This window comes from Streptomyces sp. NPDC088194, from assembly GCF_040702025.1.
GTDB lineage: Bacteria > Actinomycetota > Actinomycetes > Streptomycetales > Streptomycetaceae > Actinacidiphila.
Window position 1 is genome coordinate 93,107 of the sequence record NZ_JBFBIV010000013.1, and the last position, 17,719, is coordinate 110,825.

Below are 17,719 nucleotides of genomic sequence, written 5' to 3' on the forward strand. Positions count from 1 at the left end.
GCTCCACGTACGATCACGCAATGGCTGACATGACCGACACCACGCCCGGCTGGCTGGCTCCCGAGGAACTGGAGCTGGCCCGCGCTCGTATGCCGATCCTCTACGTCGACGCCGTGCCGGTGCGGGTCGACGACAACGGAGAAGTCACCCACATCGGGCTGCTGCTGCGCATCGGACCGGACGGGACGGTCAGCCGCAGCCTCGTCTCCGGGCGGGTGCTGCACCACGAACGGGTGCGGGACGCGCTCGTCCGGCACCTGGAGAAGGACCTCGGGCCGGTCGCGCTGCCGCGGGTGCCCGCCTCGCTCCAGCCGTTCACCGTCGCGGAGTTCTTCCCGACCGAGGGCGTCACGGCCTACCACGACCCGCGGCAGCACGCGGTCTCGCTCGCGTACGTCGTGCCGGTGGCGGGTGACTGCCGGCCGCGGCAGGACGCGCTGGACCTGGTCTGGTTCACCCCGGAGGAGGCGTCCTCGGCGCAGCTCCAGGAGGAGATGCCAGGCGGCCGCGGCATCCTGCTCAAGCAGGCACTGGCGCACGTCGGCCGCCTGGACTGACCCCGTCCGGCCGCGTGGGTCGGACGGCGCGGTCACCGGGTGGAGAAGGTCACCCGGTGAACCCGGTCACCCGGTCACCCGGTGGAGGTGTCCCCGGTCACGGTGACCTGGCGGCCCTGGGGCGTGCTGGTGGACGTGGTGCTGAGGCAGCTGCCCGAGCTCGGGTCGGTGACGGCCGGGAGGCCGCCGGTGTAGTCGGTGCCGCCCTCCGAGCCGACCGGGGCGCCGTAGGTCACGGTGACCTGCTGGCCGCACCCGGCGGTCAGGTAGGGCTCGATGAAGCCGGAGTCGGCGGGCTTGAAGCGGCCCGAGTCGGACGGCAGGCTGAAGCTGCCGATGTGGGTCACGGTCGCGCCGGTCGCCTCGTCCACCACGTCCCCGGTCATGAGCTGGGTGTCCCCGGTGACGCTCGCCCGCTGCAGCACCAGCGCGTACATCGTGCCCTTGGTGTAGGCGAAGCGTGCCGCGCAGCTCACACCGGCCCCGCCGTCCGCGCCGTAGGAGCAGTTGGCGTCGGTCGTGGTGGCCGCGGCGTTGAAGGAGCTGAACACCGCCTGGAGGGTGGGGCGGCCGTCGGCGTCCACCTCCTTCGGCTGGAAGCCGGCGTACGGGCGGGTGCCGCTCTCCAGCGTCGTGTAGTAGGCGAAGTAGATGCCGCCGGCGTCGGGCGCGGACTCGAAGGACATCGGGAGCGTGAGCCGGCTGACCGGGGTCGGCGCGCCCGTGCTCCAGGAAGAGGTGGGCGTCGAGGCCCACGACTGCCCGGTCATGGCGACGCCGAGCAGCGCGGCCGCCCCGGCGACGGTCGCCGAGCGCAGCAGCGTACGGCGCCGGGAGCGGATACGGGTGCGGATACGGGTGGGGGTGGAGGTGCGGGACGCGGCGGGAGCGGGGCGGGAGGAGCCGGGGGAACGCAGGTCGGGTCGCATGTCATCTCCGGTGTGGGGCGGGCCAATGGATGCGGAACGGTGGTTCGGGGTGGGTCGGTTGGGGGCCGGGTCGGTGGGCGAGGGCTCACGTCGGCTGCGGGCGGCGCCGGTCGGGGTGCGCGGGGCCGGGCCGGGAACCCGGGGTGGGGCGAGGGTGCGGCCGGGCCGGTTCGGAGCCGCCGGCCGGGTCGCGGCAGCGGGTGTTCCCGAACCGGCCGCGGCCGTCGGCGAGTCGGGCGGTCAGGCGGTCAGGCGGTCAGGCGGTCAGGCGTGGACGCGCACCTCGGCCAGGCCGATCCGGGCCGGACCGGTGCCGGTCGCGGTGATCCGCACGTAGCGGCCCCGGGCGTGCAGGTGGTCCAGGATGCTGGGCCGCAGCGCCTTGCCGCCGAGGTGCACCGTGGTGGCCCGGGCGAAGTCGGGCGTGGCGCTGATCGACACGTCGACGTCGGCGGTGGCCATGGTGGCGTCGTTCCAGATCTCGATCCGGTCGATCGGGCGGACCGCGCCGAGGTCGGTCTGCCACCAGGAGCCGGCGCCGGAGAGCGTGAGCGCGTCGGTGGTGGTGTCGCCGTCGATCGCGTTCGCGGCCGTGGCCGTGCCGTCGGTGGCGGACTGGGTGGCCGTGCCGGCCCGGGCCAGGTCGGCGGGCAGCGGTTCGACGTGCGGGCCGTCGGCGCCCGCCCGGGCGGCGATCGCGGTGGCCTGGGCCGGCAGCGTGTCGAGCCGGGTGTGGTTGCCGGTCGCGACCGAGCCGGTGCCGGCCAGGGCGGGGGCGTCGGTGTCCGTCCAGTTGCCGGTGGCGGTGTTCTGGATGCCGTAGTCCGCCCAGTTGGAGATCCACTTGTAGCCGAGGCGGGTCAGGACGTTGTCCGCCACGGTGATGTGGGAGGACTGCTCGTCCAGGTAGATGCCGTTGCCGTCCCGCTCGGTGTTGCCGTACGCGGAGCGGTTGATGTAGTTGCCGGAGATCACCGTGCCCGGCTGGTCGCCTTGGGTGTAGATCGCGCCGCCGTCGTGCTGGCCGTCCTTGACCGCCATGACGTCGGTGATCCGGTTGTCCGTGATGTGGTTGTCGCGCAGCACCGACTGCTGCGCGCCGGGCTGGTTCCAGCCCCATCCGACGGAGACACCGGAGTACGGCAGGTGCTCCAGCGTGTTGTGGTCGACGGTCAGGCCGGCCTCGTAACCGGCCCAGATCCCGGCGGCGTCGGTGTACTCGACTCCCGCGTGGTCGATGGTGTCGTACGCCACCGTGTTGTCGGTGCCGGCGAGTTGAGGCGCCGGGTTCGGGTCGGTGTCGCCGATGTAGAGGGCGCCGGAGGACAGGTCGGTGAAGCGGGAGCGGGTGACCGAGGAGTGCTGGGTGCCGTCCTGGAGCACCGCCCCCGCGCCGCCGAGATGGGTGAAGTCGGCGCCCTGGACGTGTACGTCGCGCCCGCCGTCGACGGTGAGCGCGGCCGACGGCTTGGTGTAGTAGCGGCCGGACTGGTCGGCGGGGCCGCTCGCTCCGGTGAGGGTGAGGCCGGCCTGGGTGCCCGCGTACCCGTCCGCGGTGTCCGGCTGGTGGTAGGCGGCGTAGGCGAAGCCGATGCCGGTCAGGTCCAGGTCGTGCGCGTGGTCGAGGACCGCGAGCTGCTCGGTGGCGGGGGTGACGGCCTGGTCGCGGCGCATGTCCTGCCCGGGCAGCGGCAGGTAGGTGACCGTGCGGGCCGCCGAGTTCCAGACGAACTCGCCCGGCGTGTCGAGGAGTTCGGGCGCGTTCTGGAACCAGGCGACGCCCGTGTAGCGGGTGGAGTCCACCGTGGTGGTGTCCCACGAGGGGCCGGTGCGGCCGGTGCCGCTGGAGGAGTCGGCCCAGCACGGCTGCGCGAAGGTCAGCACGTCGCCGCTGACGCCGGTGACCCGGCACTGGTAGTTGCGCCAGCGGACCTTGATGACGGCGGTCACGTCGGTCGGACGGGCCCACCGCGCGATGCCGGTCGCGACGGCTCCGGTCAGGCCGTCCTTCGTCGCGTGGCAGACGCTCGCGGCGCAGGCGGCGCCCCGGGCCGGTGTGGCGCGCCGGCCGCCGACGAAGAGCTGGCGGGCCGTCACTCCGGCGGGCACGGCGGCGGTCCAGGTGCCGTCATGGTTCCTCGTCCAGCCGGTCAGGGTGCGGCCGCCGGACAGCACGGGGTGCGCACCGGGTGCGGCGGCCCAGGTGACGGTGTGCCCGTCGCGGCCGGAGTCGTCCGGGCCGAGCGTCAGGGGCGCGGTCAACGGGTAGGTGCCGCCGCGCAGTTCGACCCGCACGTCCCGGTCCATGCCGCCGGCGATGTCGGCGCGGACCTTGGCCCGCGCGCCGTCCAGGGAGCAGGGGCGCGCACGGTCGCAGACGTCGCCGCTGCCGGTGGGCGCGGCCTGGTAGACGGTCGGGCCGGGCCGCGCGGCCGACGTGGCCGAGGTGGCGGACGCGGCGCCGGCGGGCAGCACGGTGGCGGCCAGCGCGGCGGCGGCGAGTACGGCGGTGCGGATGGTCGGCTTCACGCGCTCACGCTCCAGTCGGGGTGGCCCGGCATCGGGGGGTTGACGGCGCCGAAGAGCCAGTCACGCAGGAAGGGGTCGAGGGAGGAGTCCCCGGTGACCTGCACGGCGTGCCGGATGAAGTCCTCGCTCGACGCGTTGGAGTTCCTGAAGCGCTCCGGCCACAGCCGCATGATCCGGTCGAACCGCGCCTGGCCGGCCCGCATCCGCAGGGCGTAGAGCACGAGCGCGCCGCCGTCGTAGATGTTGGTGCCGCCGAGCGCGTTCGGCAGCCCGGGCGGGCCGTCGGCGGCACGGACGGCGTTCAGCGACCCGTAGGTCTTCCGCATCGCGTCCGCCAGCACCGACCAGCCGCGCTCCTCGCTGTAGAGGGCCGCGTAGTACGTCGCCGGGCCCTCGTTGAGCCATGCCTGCTGCCAGTCGCGCGGCGTGACCGAGTCGCCCCACCACTGGTGGGTCAGCTCGTGCACCATCGTGTTCTCCCACGTCGGGTTGCCGTCCGCGTTGGGCTTGAACCAGTTGGTGCCGAACAGGCTCAGCGTCTGGTTCTCCAGGGCGTCGGTGTAGCCGCCGTAGATGTGCAGGCCGTACAGCGAGAACGGGAAGCGCCCGAACTTCGCCTCCAGCCAGGCGAGATGGTCCGCCGTCCGCGCCACCACCGGGGCGTAGGTGTCCTCCTCGCCCTGCGGGACGACGTGGCGCAGCGGCAGCCCGGTGTGGCTCGCGCCGTACAGGTAGGTGCCCTTGACGACGGCGATCCCGCACAGTTCGGTGGGCATCGGCTCGCGCAGCGCGAAGTGCCAGACCGCCGAGCCGTCCGAGCGTGGCGTCCTGCGCAGCAACTCGCCGTTGGCGGTGGCGACATAGCCCTCGGGGGCGCTGAGGTGGAAGGTCCACGCGGCCTTGTCGGAGGGGGTGTCGTTGCAGGGGAAGAAGGTGTCGGCGCGTGACGCCTGGGCGGCGCAGGCGAAGCCGCCGTCGGCGCCGAACACCCAGCCGCTGAGGCCGGACCGGTGGTCCTTGCCGTTGCCGTGGTAGCGGACCTCGACGGTGAACGGGGCCCCGTCGTGCAGCGGCCGGGCGGGGGTGACGGTCAGCTCCTGGCCGCTCTGCCCGAGCGAGAGCGCCCATGCCGCGTCCCGCCCGTCCACGGTCACCCGGTCGATGGTGTGCCCGTCGGTGTCGAGGTTGAACGCCGACAGGTCCTGGGTGGCCAGCGCGCGCATCGCCACGACTCCGGTGAAGTCGTAGCTGACCGGGGTGAAGTCGAAGGTCAGGTCGTAGTGCGTGACCCGGTAGCCGCCGTTGCCGAGGGTCGGGAAGAGCGGGTCGCCGACACCGGGCGCGCCCGGCTCGGGATCGAAGCGGTGGGTGGCGGACGCGGCCGACGCGGGGGCGGCGCCGGCCACGGCGACCGTCCCGGCGGCGACGGCGCCGACCGCGCCGGCCCGCAGGACGGTCCGGCGGCCGGGGGCGGTCGGGGCGGTCGCGGCGGCGGGGGCGGTTCGGGTACCGCGGGGGGCGGGCTCGTCGCTGGGCAGTCTCACTTCTTCGCCCCCGTCTGCGCGGCCTCCTGGAACTCGGTCCTGGCCTTCTCGCCGCCCGCGGCGAGGTAGTTCTTCGTCAGCGTTCCGTACCAGGACATCGGCTTGCGGCCGGTGATCAGGTCCGCGACACCGTCGCCGAGCAGCGTGAGCAGGCTGCCGTAGCCCTTGGAGTCCCAGGTCGGCGAGGAGTAGCCGAGGGTGGGGTCGGGCGCCATCATCGGGATGAGGGTCGCGTACGCGTCGTGGCTGTAGCGCACGCCCTGCTCGGAGGTCGCGCTGAAGACCGCGGGCACCGCCGAGCCGAAGAACTTCCAGGGCACCGCGACGTCGGAGGTGCCCTTCGTGGTGAGCACGGGGTTGCCGCGGGCGTCCCTGGTGAAGTCGGTGCCCTCGACGCCGTAGTTGATGAGCGTGTACTCCACGCTGCCGAACGGCGAGGCGGCGAAGTCGGCGAAGGCCAGCAGCTGCCGCACCCGGTCGCCGGACGCCTTCTTCAGGTGCACGTTCTGCAGCGAGACGTTGTCCATCCAGGAGACCGCGGTCTTGCCGAACGGCACCATCGGCCGCGGGTCGAAGCTCTTGTCGACGGCCTTCATGGCGTCGACGTAGCCGGTGCTGGGGGTGAGGTAGGAGGGCATGCCGTCGTAGACGTAGGCGGCCTTGCCGTTCATGAACATGTCGGTGTACTTGGCCTTCTGGGAGCCCGACATGCCGATCGAGCCCGGGTAGAAGCAGCCCGCCTTGTACAGCGTGCGCAGCGTCTCGACCGCCGTACGGAACTCGTCGGTCTCCAGCTGGTGGGTGAACTTCCCCGTCCCGGCGTCCATCCGCCAGTCCTTCGGCGAACCGGTGCTCATCGCCACCAGGTTGGTGGCGCCGGCCATGATGGCGTACTGGTCCTTCGAGGGGCGGGTCAGCTCCTTGCACACCTTCACGAACGCGTCCGGGTCGGCGATCTCGCGCGGGTCGGTGACGCCGACCTCGGCGAACAGGTCGTGCCGGTAGAAGCCGGCGCCGCCGGTGCCCATCCGGGAGATCGGCACGCCGTACAGCCGGCCGCCGAAGATGGCGCCCTGCCACGCGGCCTTGGGGATCGCCGCGAGGTTCGGGTAGGCGCTGACCTTGTCGCCGGCCAGGTACGGGGTGAGGTCCGCGCAGGTGGCGGCGAGGAAGGCGGCCTTGTCGTCCACCCCGCCGGTCTCCGGGTACTCGAAGATGTCCGGCAGGCTGCCGCCGGCCACCATGGTCGAGAACTTCGTCGGGTAGTCGTCGGTGGGCACCGCGGTGACGTCGACCTCGGCGCCGAGCAGCTTCTCGATCTGCTGCCAGGCCGCGTTCTTCCCCCGGCCGGGCGGCGGCGGCATGAACGTCTCCGAGGTGGCCCGCACCGACTTGGCGCCCGCCAGCGGGGCGCCCTTGGTGGCGCGCAGCGGGGTGGCCGGATAGCGGTAGAAGCCCTGCGGGACGCCGGCCGCGGTGCCCGGCAGGTCGGGCTTGAGGCCGATGTCGCGGACGGTGGTGGCGGGCAGCAGGTCGGCGGCCTTCGCCGACGCCTTCGCGGTGCTCCCGCCGTCACCGCACGCGCTGAGCACGGGGGACGCGGCGAGGCCCAGGCCGACGCCGATGGCGGAGCGCAGCAGCGCTCTGCGGCCGAGGGAGGGGATGGCGGAACGGGACATGGCTCTCCTTGCCAGGAGTGGGGCAGGGTGCTGCAGGACGAGGCGGGCGGGGCTCAGCCCTTGACGGCGCCGGTGAGCACGCCCTTGGTGAAGTAGCGCTGGAGGAAGGGGTAGACGAGCAGGATCGGCACCACCGCGATGACGAGCACCGCCATCTGCACGGCCTCCTGCGGTGCCACGGTCTCGCCGGCCGCGGCGCCGCTCAGGCTCTGGCCCTGGAGCACATAGCTGCGCAGCACCATCGGCAGCGGCCACTTCGTGGAGTCGTCGAGGTAGAGCAGGGCGTTGAAGAACGCGTTCCAGTACGTCACCGCGTAGAAGAGGCTGACCACCGCGATGACGGCCTTGGACAGCGGGAGCACGATGCTGACCAGGATGCGCAGGTCGCCGGCGCCGTCGATGCGGGCCGCGTCGAGCAGTTCGGCCGGCAGGTTCATGAAGAAGGCCCGCAGCACCACCAGGTTGAAGGCGCTCATCAGCGTCGGCATCACCAGCGAGGCGTAGGTGTTGTACAGCCCGAGGTTCTTCACCAGCAGGAAGTTCGGGATGATGCCGGCGTTGAACAACATCGTGACCAGCGCCGTCATCAGGATGAGCCGGGAGCCGGTCACTTCGCGCCGGGACAGGCCGTACGCCATGCCGATGGTGAAGAGCAGGCTGACGAAGGTGCCGACGACGGTGACGCCGATGCTGACGAACAGGGCGCGCAGCACCACGCCGCCGGTGAAGACGGTGCGGTAGGCGGCCAGCGTCGGGTGGGCGGGCCACAGCACCAGTCCGGAGCTCTTGATGATGTCGGACTGGGAGGCGAAGCTGGTCGCGATGATGCCGATCATCGGATAGGCGACGGCGGCCACCACCAGGACCAGGATCAGCGCCTTGCCCCAGCGCCCGATCAGGCTCGGCCGTTCCATCCACGGCGGCCGTCCCTCGGGCGCGGCGGCCCGGCGGCGGGCGTCGCGGCGGGCCTTGCGCAGCGCCTTCGCCCCGCTCCCGGCCGGGCCGGACTCCTCCCGGCCGGGGAGGGATCGCGTGACGTCGGTGGAATCAGCGGTCAGCACCGCGGTACACCCCCTCATGGCCCAGCCGGTGGGCGAACTTGTTGGCGCCGACCACCAGAACGGTGCCGACGACGGCCTTGACCAGGCCGACCGCGGCCGCGACGCCCCAGTCGTTGTCCTGGATGCCGTGGTAGTAGACGTAGGTGTCGAGCACCTCGCCCGCGTCCGGTCCCACCGCGTCGCGCTGGAGCAGGATCTGCTCGAACCCGACGGACAGCAGGTTGCCGAGGTTGAGGATCAGCAGCAGCACGATCACCGACGAGATGCCCGGCAGCGTGACGTGCCACAGCCGCCGCCAGGGCCCGGCGCCGTCGATGGCCGCCGACTCGTACAGCCCGCGGTCGATGCTGAGCAGCGCGGCGAGGATGATGATCGTGCCCCAGCCGGCGTCCTTCCAGATCGACTCCAAGGTGAGCAGCCACGGGAAGGCGTGCGGGTCGGACATCATGTCGTAGCGCGGCAGGCCCACCTTGCCGAGCAGGTGCGGCAGCAACCCCGCGCCGCCGAGCACCTGCTGGAAGATCGAGACGATGATGATCCAGCCGATGAAGTGCGGCAGGTAGACCACGCTCTGCACGAACCGGCGCACCTTGCTGCTCATCACGCTGTTGAGCAGCAGCGCGAGCGCGATCGGCACCGGGAAGAAGAACACCAGCTGGATGACCGCGATCTCCACGGTGTTGCGGGTCGCGGACCAGAACGCCGGCTGGGAGAAGGCCGTCGAGAAGTTGGCCAGCCCCGTCCAGGTGCTGTGCATGTAGCCCAGGTAGGGCTCGTAGTGCTGGAACGCCACGACGTAGCCGAGCAGCGGCACGTAGTGGAAGACCACGAAGTACAGCAGGCCCGGCAGGGTCAGCAGCAGCATCACCTTGTCCCGCTTGAGCCGTTGCCACAGGGACAGCCGGTACACCGGCGGGCCGGCGGACGCGGCGCGCTCGCGCCGTCCGCTGCGCGGTGGACCTGTTGCGGTGTCAGCCATACGACGGGGTTCCTCTTCGACGGGGTGGCGCAGGGGTCGCCTCGGGCGGCGCCGGGGGTGTGATCGGATGTCTTCTGCTGCGAGAAAGTAGTAAGCGATTACGTCCAGCGTCAATAGTCTTCGTGAAAAGTCTGTGTTTCACGGCCGTGCGGCAGCCGGTTTCGCGAGCCACGAAACCCGTGGTCAGGCCGTATGTGCGGGCGTGACCAGCGGTGTTGGGCACCAGGAGGTTTCTTGACGGCCGCCCGGCCGAGTGCCTAGCGTGCTCTCGTCCGTAGTACACGTTTACTGTCCGGAGGCAGGGTGCGTAGCATCGATGAAGCGTCGGCTGGTCCCGCAGCGGAGGCCGGCGATCCACCGAGGCGGCCGCGCGCGCTGTTGACGATGAGCCCCGGCGCGGTCGACAACGTCTTCCCGCCGGCCGTGCGGCGCCGCCTGGCGGAAGTCGCCGACCTGCGCCGCCCGCACCCGGTGGACGACTTCTCCTCCGCCGCCGTGGCGGCCGAACTGGCCGACGTCGAGGTGCTGGTGACCGGCTGGGGCTGCCCTCCGGTGGACGCGGCGGTGCTGCGGCGGGCGCCCCGGCTGCGCGCGGTCATCCACGCCGCCGGCACGGTGCGCACCTTCCTGTCACCCGAGGTCTTCGACCGCGACATCGTCGTCTCCTCGGCCGCGGCCGCCAACGCCGTACCGGTCGCCGAGTTCACGCTGGCGGCGATCATCCTGGGCGCCAAGCGGGTCATGCCGCTCGCCCGGCTCTTCCAGCACCGCCGCACCCACCGCACCGCGGCCGACCTCGACGGCCAGCACTGGCTCGGCACCCACGGCCTGACCATCGGGGTGATCGGCGCGTCGCGCACCGGCCGCCGGGTGATCGAACTGCTGCTGCGCACCCTGGACGCCCAGGTGCTGCTCTACGACCCGTACCTGCGCGACGGCGAGGCCGAACTGCTGGGCGCGCGGCGGACCGACCTGGACACCCTGGTGGCCGGCAGCGACGTGGTGACCGTGCACGCGCCCCAGACGCCGGCCACCCGCCACCTGCTCGACGCCCGGCGGCTGGCCCTGATGCGGCCGGGCGCCCTGCTGGTGAACACCGCGCGCGGCGCGCTGGTCGACATCGACGCGCTCACCGAACACCTGGTCAGCGGCCGGCTGGACGCGGTCCTCGACGTCACCGAGCCCGAACCGCTCCCCCCGCAGCACCCGTTGTGGACCTTGCCGAACGTCTTCCTGACGCCCCATCTGGCCGGCGCCCAGGGCAACGAGGCGGCCCGGCTCGGATCGCTGGCCGTGGACGAACTCGTCCGCTACACACGGCGCGAGCCGCTGCTGCACCAGGTGCGGCAGGCCAGCTGGGAGTATCTGGCATGACGGCGGCCGACCCGGTCGGGGAGAGGTGGCGCGAGGCCGCACCGCCAGACCATAGGCTCAGCGGAACGAGACGGCGGGCAGAGGGCGGCACGATGCGTCGGGCAGGTACGACATCCCAGGACGCGCGACGGCGCGCGACAGTCACCGACGTGGCACGGCACGCAGGTGTCTCCACGGCCACGGTGTCACGGGTCATGAACCGCAACTACCCGGTGGCCGCGGCCACCCGGGAACGGGTCGAGGCGTCCATGCGCGAACTCGGCTACGTCGTCAACGCGCACGCCCGCGCGCTCGCCGGGGTCTCGGCCCGCACCGTCGGCATCGTGGTCAACGAGGTGATCGACCCGTTCTACGCCTACATCGCGCGCGGCGTGGAGCGGGAGGCGGCCAGTGGCGACCGGCTGTGCCTGGTCTGCTGCACGCAGGGCGACCCGCAGCGCGAGCTGGCCTTCATCGAGTTGCTCCACCAGCGCCGCGCGGACGCGGTGATCCTGGTCGGCGGCAGCGTGCAGGACCGCGGCTACGTCGCCGAACTGGAGCGCCGGGCGAGCGCGTTGCACGCCGACGGCAGCAAACTGGTGCTGTGCGGGCGGCCGGGCATCGGCGAGCGGGCCCCGACCGCGCAGGTGGAGTACGACAACGAGGGCGGCGCCTTCGCCATAACCGACCACCTGCTCACCCAGGGCCACCGGCGGATTCTCTACCTCGGCGGCCCACCGCGGCTGTCCACCAGCCGCGACCGGCTGGCCGGCCACCGCCGGGCGCTGAAGGCCCGGGGCGTCGAAGCCGACCCCGAGCTGGTCCAGCACGGCCCGTTCAGCCGCTCCTTCGGCCACCACCGGATGGCCGAACTGCTCGACGGGGGCCCGGACTTCACCGCCGTCTTCGCGGCCAACGACATCGTGGCGGCCGGCGCCGCCCAGGCGCTCGAAGAGGCGGGCGTGCGGGTGCCGAAGGACGTCTCGCTGGTCGGCTACGACGACATCCCGGTCGCCCAGGAGCTGCGTCCGCGGCTCACCACCGTGCACGTCCCGCTGGAGGAGATGGGCCGCCAGGCGGTCCGGCTCGCCCTCGCCGGCGGCGACGAGGACGACTGGCGCGAGCAGCCGAGCGGCGTCGTGCGGCTCGGCACGCACATCGTGGTCCGCGACTCGGTGGCACCGCCCGGCGGCGGCAGCCGGGCCCGCCGGGTGTGAGCGTTTACTAGCCGTCTCAGCCCGCTTGCCATAGTAAAAGACAGTAACTTGCCGGGCGTTCTTGCGCTCACATAGCAATCGCTTACATGCTGTCCGGCATCCGCTGAACGCTTCCACGCCTCATCTCAGCAGAGGAGTTCGCATGCGCTCGGACCTCCCCCCCTCGCGATCGCACGCAAGCCGGCGCACCATCCTCGCCGGGCTCGCCGGCGCCGGCGCGGCCGCGGTGCTCGGCCCGCTCACCCCCGCACCCGCCGTCGCCGCCGACGACCCCTTCGAGAGCCTGCTCGCCCGTGCCGAGACCCTGATCACCGGCGGGGACATCGACCCGGACGACCCCGACTTCGCCACCGCGCTGCGCACGCTGGACAGTTCGGCCGGCGGACTGTGGAGCACACTCGACCGCTCGGCGGACCGGACCGTGCTGTGGCCGGACTTCGCCCCCGTCACCGACCCCGACATGTTCGCGCAGTGCTACACGGCCCTGCGGACCCTCGCCGTCGCCTGGGCCACCCCGGGCACCTCGCTGACCGGCAGCCAGGACGTCGCGGACGCCCTGCTCGCCGCACTGCGGTTCCTGCGCGAGCGGGCGTACGACCCGGCCCGCGCGGAGACCGGCAACTGGTACCAGTGGGAGATCGGCTCGCCGCGCGCGCTGCTCGACACGTGCGTGCTGCTGCGTGCGCGGCTCACCCCGGACGACCTCGCGGCCCATCTGGCGGCCGTCGACCACTTCGTCCCGAACCCCGACCGCCGCACCAACAGCCCCACGCTCTCCGAGACCGGCGCGAACCGGGCGGACAAGTCCGTCATCGTCGCGCTGAGCGGCCTGCTGAGCCGCGACGCGGACCGGCTGGGCCTCGCCCGCGACGGCCTGTCCGACGTCCGGGACGCGGGGAAGGACAGCCTGTTCCAGTACGTGGCCGCGGGCGACGGCTTCTACCAGGACGGGTCGTTCGTCCAGCACGACGTCTTCGCCTACACCGGGTCCTACGGCAGCGTGCTCCTGAACAGCGCGTCCTACCTGCTCGCCCTGCTCGGCGACTCCGACTGGCAGATCACCGACCCGGCCGTCTCGGTGCTCTACGACGCGGTGGAACGGACCTTCGCGCCGTTCGTCCTGGACGGCCTGATGATGGACCCGGTGCGCGGCCGGGCCATCTCCCGTGAGTACTCCCAGGACTTCAACGCCGGCGCCGACGCCGTGTCCGGCATCCTGCTGCTGGCCGAGCGGGCGCCCGCGGACCGCGCCGCGACCTGGCGCGCGCTGGTGAAGGGGTGGATCAGCCGCGGCCAGGACCACCCGTTCCCCCGGTCGGCGACGATCCCGGCGATCGTACGGGCCAAGGCGCTGACCGCCGACCGCGGCCTCGTGCCGACCGGCCCGGCCGCCGCCCACACGGTCATGGCCGACATGGACCGCGTGGTGCACCGCCGCCCGACCTGGTCCTTCGCGCTCGCCCTGTCCTCGCGCCGGATCGCCCGCTACGAGGCGGGCAACGGCGAGAACCTGCACGGCTGGTACACCGGCGACGGCATGGCCTACCTCTACACCGACGGCGACCGCGGCCAGTTCGCGGACGGCTTCTGGCCGACCGTGAACTCCTACCGCCTGCCGGGCACCACCGTGGACACCCGGCCCCGCGCCGACCTGCAAAGCAGCGGCACCTCCGGCGACCTTCCGGCCAACGCGGTCGCGGGCGGCGCCGTCCTCGCCGGCCGCTACGGCGCCGCCGCCATGGAACTGGCCGCCGAGGGCAGCACCCTGCGGGCCAGGAAGGCGTGGTTCTGCCTCGACGACGCGGTCGTCGCGCTGGGCACCGGCATCACCGCGAGCGACGGCCGGCGGATCGAGACCGTGCTGGAGAACCGCCGGCTCCCGTCCGGCGCCTCCCGCCGGCTGCTGGTCGACGGGGTGCCGCAGCCGGAACGGGACGGCTGGCAGCGTGACTTCGACCACGTCCGCTGGGCGCACCTGGAGGGGGTGGGCGGCTACGTCCTGCCGTCGGGGGCGGCCCTGCGCGCGCTGCGCGAGGAACGTACCGGCACCTGGCACGACCTGGACGTCGGCGGCACCACCTACGGAAGCACCACTCCCGTCACCAACCGCTACGCCACCTTGTGGTTCGACCACGGCGTGTCACCCGCGGGCGCGACCTACGCGTACGTGCTGCTGCCGGGGGCCGACGCCGCACGGACGGCCGCCTGGTCACTGGCCCGGCCGGTGCGGGTGCTGTCCAACCTCCCCGCGCTGCAAGCGATCGAGGATCGCACGGCCGGGCTGCTGTCGGCCCACTTCTGGTCGGCCGGCGAGGTCGCCGGGCTGGCCTGCGACGGGCCCGGCAGCGTACTGGTGCGGCGCCGGGGGACGCGGGTGTCCGTGGCGGTGGCGGACAGTGGCCGCTCCGCCGAGTCGCTGGCCGTCACGCTGCCGTTCCCGGTCGGCGACGTGCTGCGGGCGGACGACACGGTGACCGTCACCACGGGACGGCGCCCGGTGCTCCACGTGCGGGTGGGAGGGTCACGGGGGCACACCCACAGCGCAGAACTGACCTGAGCACCACCGCGACGCGCCGCGCCGTGCGCGCCGGACGGCGGACACGGCGCGGCGTACGACAAGACCACCCGGCGCAGCAGACAGAGAAGAAGAGAAGACAGGACCCCCGCATGCCCGCTCCGTTCCTCCCGCTCCCGCCGACCGACCGGGTGCTGTCGCCCCGCACCGGCTGGACCCGCGCCCACTGGGAAGCGGTCGCCGACCATCTGCTGGACTCCGTCGTGCCGTTCGCCACCCCGGACTTCGCGCAGTACCGGCTGCCGGGGCGCAACTCCTGGTCGGGCGTGGTCTGCGACGGCCTCGAAGGGTACGCCCGGACCTTCCTGCTGGCCGCCTTCCGGATCGCCGGGGCGGGCGGCGCGGTGGACGGGCACCTGATCGAGCGGTACGCGCGGGGACTCGCGGCCGGCACGGACCCCTCCTCCGGCGAGGCGTGGCCGGTGCTCACCGACTGCTCGCAGCAGATGGTGGAGGCGGCCTCGATCGCGGTCGGCCTGCACGAGACCCGGCCCTGGATCTGGGACCGGCTGGACACCGCGGTCCAGCAGCGGGTGGTCGACTGGTTCTCCGGGTTCGTCGGCGGCCGCACCTGGGACAACAACTGGCGGCTGTTCCAGGTCGTCTCCGAGCAGTTCCTCTCCTCGGTCGGCGCGCCGTTCAGCCAGAGCGACATCGACGGCGGGCTGGACCGTATCGAGGACTGGTACCTGGGCGACGGCTGGTACACCGACGGCGACGGCCGCAACTTCGACTACTACGGCGGCTGGGCGATGCACCTGTACCCGCTGCTGTGGGCGCGCATCGCCGGCGCGGAGGACGGCGGGCGGGCCCGGGAGTACCGCGAGCGGCTGGGCCGGTTCCTCGCGGACTACCCGCACTTCTTCGGCGGCGACGGCGCCCCGGTCCACCAGGGGCGGTCCCTCGCCTACCGGTTCGCGGCGACCGCGCCGGTGTGGATGGGGGCGCTCGCGGACTGCTCGCCACTGGCCCCCGGGCTCACCCGGCGGCTCGCGTCGGGCGCGGTGCGGCACTTCGTGGAGCGCGGCGCGCCGGACGAGCGCGGCCTGCTCACCCTCGGCTGGCACCGCACGTTCCTGCCCGCCACCCAGCCGTACTCCGGGCCCGCCTCGCCGTACTGGGCGAGCAAGGGCTTCCTCGGGCTGCTGCTGCCCGCCGACCACCCGGTGTGGACCGCGCGCGAGGCTGCGCTGCCGGTCGAGGAGTCCGACCACTGCACGGCGCTGCCGGTCCCCGGCTGGCTGCTGCACGGCACCCGGCACGACGGCATCGTCCGGCTGGTCAACCACGGCAGCGACCACAACCCGCTCACCGGCCCGGCCCAGGACGACCCGCACTACGCCAAGTTCGGCTACTCCACCGCGACCGCGCCCGAGTCGGCGCAGCACGCGTGGGAGCGCGCGGTGGACGGCCACCTGGCCCTCCTCGCGCCCGACGGCACGGCGTCCCGCCGGGTGCGCATCCACCCGCTGCACTGCGACGGGCGGACCGCCGCCTCCCGCCACGACGCCCTGCTCCCCGGCAGCGACGAGGCGGTGCCGATCGAGTCGGCCAGTGTCCTGCACGGCCCGTGGGAGGTCCGCGTGCACCGCGTCGGCGGCGCGTGGCACGCGGCCGTACGGGAAGGCGGCTACGCGGTCGCCGACGCCGAGCCGCCTTACGTCGAGACCGGTCCGGGCTGGGCGCTCGCCCGCACCGCGAACGGCCTCACCAGCGCGGTGATCGCCCTGCACGGCTGGGACGAGCAGGCCGCGGTCGCCCGCGAGGTCGCCGCGAACGCGTTCGGCTCGCACTCGGCGACGCCGTATCTCTCGCGCGCGGCACGCCCTGAGGGCACGGGCGCGGGTGCGGGTGCGGGCGCGGGCGGGAACGGGGACGAGGGCGCGGGCGCGGGTGCGGACGCGGGTGCGCCGGGAGGTCAGGGTGCGGGTGCGGGTGCGGACGCGGACGCGGGTGCGGGTGCGGGGGTCCACGTCACCCTGGTCGTCCTCTCGCAGGACACCGTCGACCCCGGGGCACTGCGGCAGGCGATCCGCTGCGAGGTGCGGGGGGACCGGGTCCGGCTGAGCTTCCCCGGCGCCGACCCGGTCGAGATCCCCACGCGGTCGTGACGGTCCCCCGCCGTCACGCAAGACGCGCGGGCCGCACCGGAGTTGGCGGCGGGCCGGGGTCAGGAGACGGCCGGGGCCAGGTGGCGGCCGGGGCCAGGTGGCGGCCGGACCCGGTCAGGTGGCGGAGTGCGGTGTCCGGAGGGCCGGGGGCGGTCCTGCGGCGGTGTCGCGGTCCGCGACCCACCGCACCAGCCCGGCCGCGTCGATGCCGTAGGGCGCCCGGTCCCCGTACGGGGCGAGCCCCTTCGCGGCGCGCTCCAGGAGGGCTGCGGCGCCACGGCTGTTGCCCCGGGCGGCATGGGTGAGGCCGACCGCAAGTTGGGCCAGGGCCCGCCACAGGGCGCGCTCGTCGGTCGGCGCGGCCTTCCACATGTCCTCCAGCACCTCGTGGGCGTGGAAAGGCATGCCGTCGTCGAGGAGCCGCTGGGCTTCGTCCAGGGTCTGCCGGGGCGTGCGGAGGATTCCCTCCGGCTGGCGCTCCACGCCCTGCGCGCCGTAGGGCAGCGGGCGCCCGAGGCCGTCGCGCGGCCGGCTGTTGCGCGCCCGGCCGTCGACGTCCCGGTCACGCCCGGAACGCCCTTGCGCCGCGCCTGAGTCGGTGGCCTGCTCCCGGCGGTCGGGCCTGCCGTGCGGCGCCTCGTCCATCGGCTCGGGGACCGCGCCGCAGCGCTCGCAAGGCGCGGCGGCCGGCGTGGTGCGGACGGCTCCGCACCGGTCGCAGACGCCGTGCGTCCGGTCGGCCGGGGCTCCGTCCTGCGGCGTGTGGTCCATCCGGCAATTGTGCCGCGCGGTGGCGCGCGGGTGGGTCAGCGGCCCGCCGTCCGGAGCGACCGGCTCGGTGGGTGCCGCGGAAGCGGTGCGGGAGGGGCGGTACGGGAAGGGCGGTGCCGGAGGGGGCGCCGGAGAGGCGGTGCCTCGGAGCCGGGGAGATCCGCCGACGCGTACCCGGTCCGCGCTGCTCACCGGCCCCGTCTGTTGAGGGCCTGCACACGGGCGATGAGCCCGGCGAAGGTGAACGGCCCGTCCGCGTGGCCGTCGGTGCCGAGTCCGGTGCCGAAACCCGGGCCGGTGCCGAAGCCGAGGCCCGGGCCGCCGGCGCGCTCGTCGCACGCGACCGTCGCGAGAGGTCTGTGGTCGTGTCTGTGGTCCTCCGCAGTTCTTACGCTCATGGCCACACCCTGACAT

Annotated in this window: 13 protein-coding genes; 5 read left to right on the forward strand and 8 right to left on the reverse strand. The window is 73.4% G+C overall.

Going from position 1 to position 17,719, the window contains the following annotated elements:
• Window positions 1-29 precede the first annotated feature (29 nt).
• Entirely contained in the window at window positions 30-557 is a 528-nt protein-coding gene (locus AB0399_RS09805) for an NUDIX hydrolase family protein (RefSeq protein WP_366410944.1), read from the forward strand.
• A 74-nt stretch (window positions 558-631) separates the two neighbouring features.
• Here the strand turns inward: AB0399_RS09805 and AB0399_RS09810 are convergent, their stop codons facing one another.
• The 6 genes from AB0399_RS09810 to AB0399_RS09835 form a co-directional block, all read right to left on the reverse strand.
• Entirely contained in the window at window positions 632-1,486 is an 855-nt protein-coding gene (locus AB0399_RS09810) for a hypothetical protein (protein ID WP_366410905.1), read from the reverse strand.
• A 264-nt stretch (window positions 1,487-1,750) separates the two neighbouring features.
• Window positions 1,751-4,015 carry a right-handed parallel beta-helix repeat-containing protein gene (locus AB0399_RS09815; protein ID WP_366410906.1) on the reverse strand — a complete coding sequence of 755 codons (2,265 nt, stop codon included), beginning with the start codon at window positions 4,013-4,015 and terminating at the stop codon, window positions 1,751-1,753.
• A complete protein-coding gene (locus AB0399_RS09820; protein ID WP_366410907.1) occupies window positions 4,012-5,559 on the reverse strand; it encodes a M1 family metallopeptidase in 1,548 nt (515 codons plus the stop codon). Before AB0399_RS09820 ends, AB0399_RS09815 begins: the two co-directional genes overlap by 4 nt.
• A complete protein-coding gene (locus AB0399_RS09825) occupies window positions 5,556-7,238 on the reverse strand; it encodes an extracellular solute-binding protein (RefSeq protein WP_366410908.1) in 1,683 nt (560 codons plus the stop codon). Before AB0399_RS09825 ends, AB0399_RS09820 begins: the two co-directional genes overlap by 4 nt.
• A gap of 53 nt (window positions 7,239-7,291) precedes the next feature.
• On the reverse strand, window positions 7,292-8,152 hold the full coding sequence (locus AB0399_RS09830; protein ID WP_329373731.1) for a carbohydrate ABC transporter permease: 861 nt from the start codon (window positions 8,150-8,152) through the stop codon (window positions 7,292-7,294).
• A gap of 133 nt (window positions 8,153-8,285) precedes the next feature.
• Window positions 8,286-9,278, reverse strand: coding sequence for an ABC transporter permease subunit (locus AB0399_RS09835; RefSeq protein WP_366410909.1), 993 nt, complete (start codon window positions 9,276-9,278; stop codon window positions 8,286-8,288).
• 384 nt (window positions 9,279-9,662) lie between these two features.
• On the opposite strand from AB0399_RS09835, the gene AB0399_RS09840 reads away from it, so the two are divergent.
• From AB0399_RS09840 to AB0399_RS09855, 4 genes are all read left to right on the forward strand, one after another.
• Window positions 9,663-10,652 (forward strand): hydroxyacid dehydrogenase, encoded by a 990-nt coding sequence (locus AB0399_RS09840; protein ID WP_329362971.1) that lies wholly within the window; start codon window positions 9,663-9,665, stop codon window positions 10,650-10,652.
• 92 nt (window positions 10,653-10,744) lie between these two features.
• Window positions 10,745-11,848 carry a LacI family DNA-binding transcriptional regulator gene (locus AB0399_RS09845; protein WP_366410910.1) on the forward strand — a complete coding sequence of 368 codons (1,104 nt, stop codon included), beginning with the start codon at window positions 10,745-10,747 and terminating at the stop codon, window positions 11,846-11,848.
• A gap of 142 nt (window positions 11,849-11,990) precedes the next feature.
• The gene (locus tag AB0399_RS09850; RefSeq protein ID WP_366410911.1) at window positions 11,991-14,405 is read left to right on the forward strand and encodes a polysaccharide lyase 8 family protein; all 2,415 of its coding nucleotides are present in this window, start codon (window positions 11,991-11,993) and stop codon (window positions 14,403-14,405) included.
• 110 nt (window positions 14,406-14,515) lie between these two features.
• On the forward strand, window positions 14,516-16,534 hold the full coding sequence (locus AB0399_RS09855; protein WP_366410912.1) for a DUF2264 domain-containing protein: 2,019 nt from the start codon (window positions 14,516-14,518) through the stop codon (window positions 16,532-16,534).
• 114 nt (window positions 16,535-16,648) lie between these two features.
• Here the strand turns inward: AB0399_RS09855 and AB0399_RS09860 are convergent, their stop codons facing one another.
• Window positions 16,649-17,305 carry a DUF309 domain-containing protein gene (locus AB0399_RS09860; protein WP_366410913.1) on the reverse strand — a complete coding sequence of 219 codons (657 nt, stop codon included), beginning with the start codon at window positions 17,303-17,305 and terminating at the stop codon, window positions 16,649-16,651.
• Window positions 17,306-17,493: 188 nt separating this feature from the next.
• Complete coding sequence (locus tag AB0399_RS09865; protein WP_366410914.1) at window positions 17,494-17,703, reverse strand: hypothetical protein; 210 nt, start codon at window positions 17,701-17,703, stop codon at window positions 17,494-17,496.
• Window positions 17,704-17,719 lie beyond the last annotated feature (16 nt).

Excerpts from the sequence above, each read along its gene's own strand:
- AB0399_RS09805 (WP_366410944.1), top strand. The coding sequence starts at position 30 with ATGACCGACACCACGCCCGGCTGGCTGGCTCCCGAGGAACTGGAGCTG.
- AB0399_RS09810 (WP_366410905.1), bottom strand. The coding sequence starts at position 1,486 with ATGCGACCCGACCTGCGTTCCCCCGGCTCCTCCCGCCCCGCTCCCGCC.
- AB0399_RS09825 (WP_366410908.1), bottom strand. The coding sequence starts at position 7,238 with ATGTCCCGTTCCGCCATCCCCTCCCTCGGCCGCAGAGCGCTGCTGCGC.
- AB0399_RS09830 (WP_329373731.1), bottom strand. The coding sequence starts at position 8,152 with ATGGAACGGCCGAGCCTGATCGGGCGCTGGGGCAAGGCGCTGATCCTG.
- AB0399_RS09835 (WP_366410909.1), bottom strand. The coding sequence starts at position 9,278 with ATGGCTGACACCGCAACAGGTCCACCGCGCAGCGGACGGCGCGAGCGC.
- AB0399_RS09840 (WP_329362971.1), top strand. The coding sequence starts at position 9,663 with ATGAGCCCCGGCGCGGTCGACAACGTCTTCCCGCCGGCCGTGCGGCGC.
- AB0399_RS09845 (WP_366410910.1), top strand. The coding sequence starts at position 10,745 with ATGCGTCGGGCAGGTACGACATCCCAGGACGCGCGACGGCGCGCGACA.
- AB0399_RS09850 (WP_366410911.1), top strand. The coding sequence starts at position 11,991 with ATGCGCTCGGACCTCCCCCCCTCGCGATCGCACGCAAGCCGGCGCACC.
- AB0399_RS09855 (WP_366410912.1), top strand. The coding sequence starts at position 14,516 with ATGCCCGCTCCGTTCCTCCCGCTCCCGCCGACCGACCGGGTGCTGTCG.
- AB0399_RS09860 (WP_366410913.1), bottom strand. The coding sequence starts at position 17,305 with ATGGACCACACGCCGCAGGACGGAGCCCCGGCCGACCGGACGCACGGC.
- AB0399_RS09865 (WP_366410914.1), bottom strand. The coding sequence starts at position 17,703 with ATGAGCGTAAGAACTGCGGAGGACCACAGACACGACCACAGACCTCTC.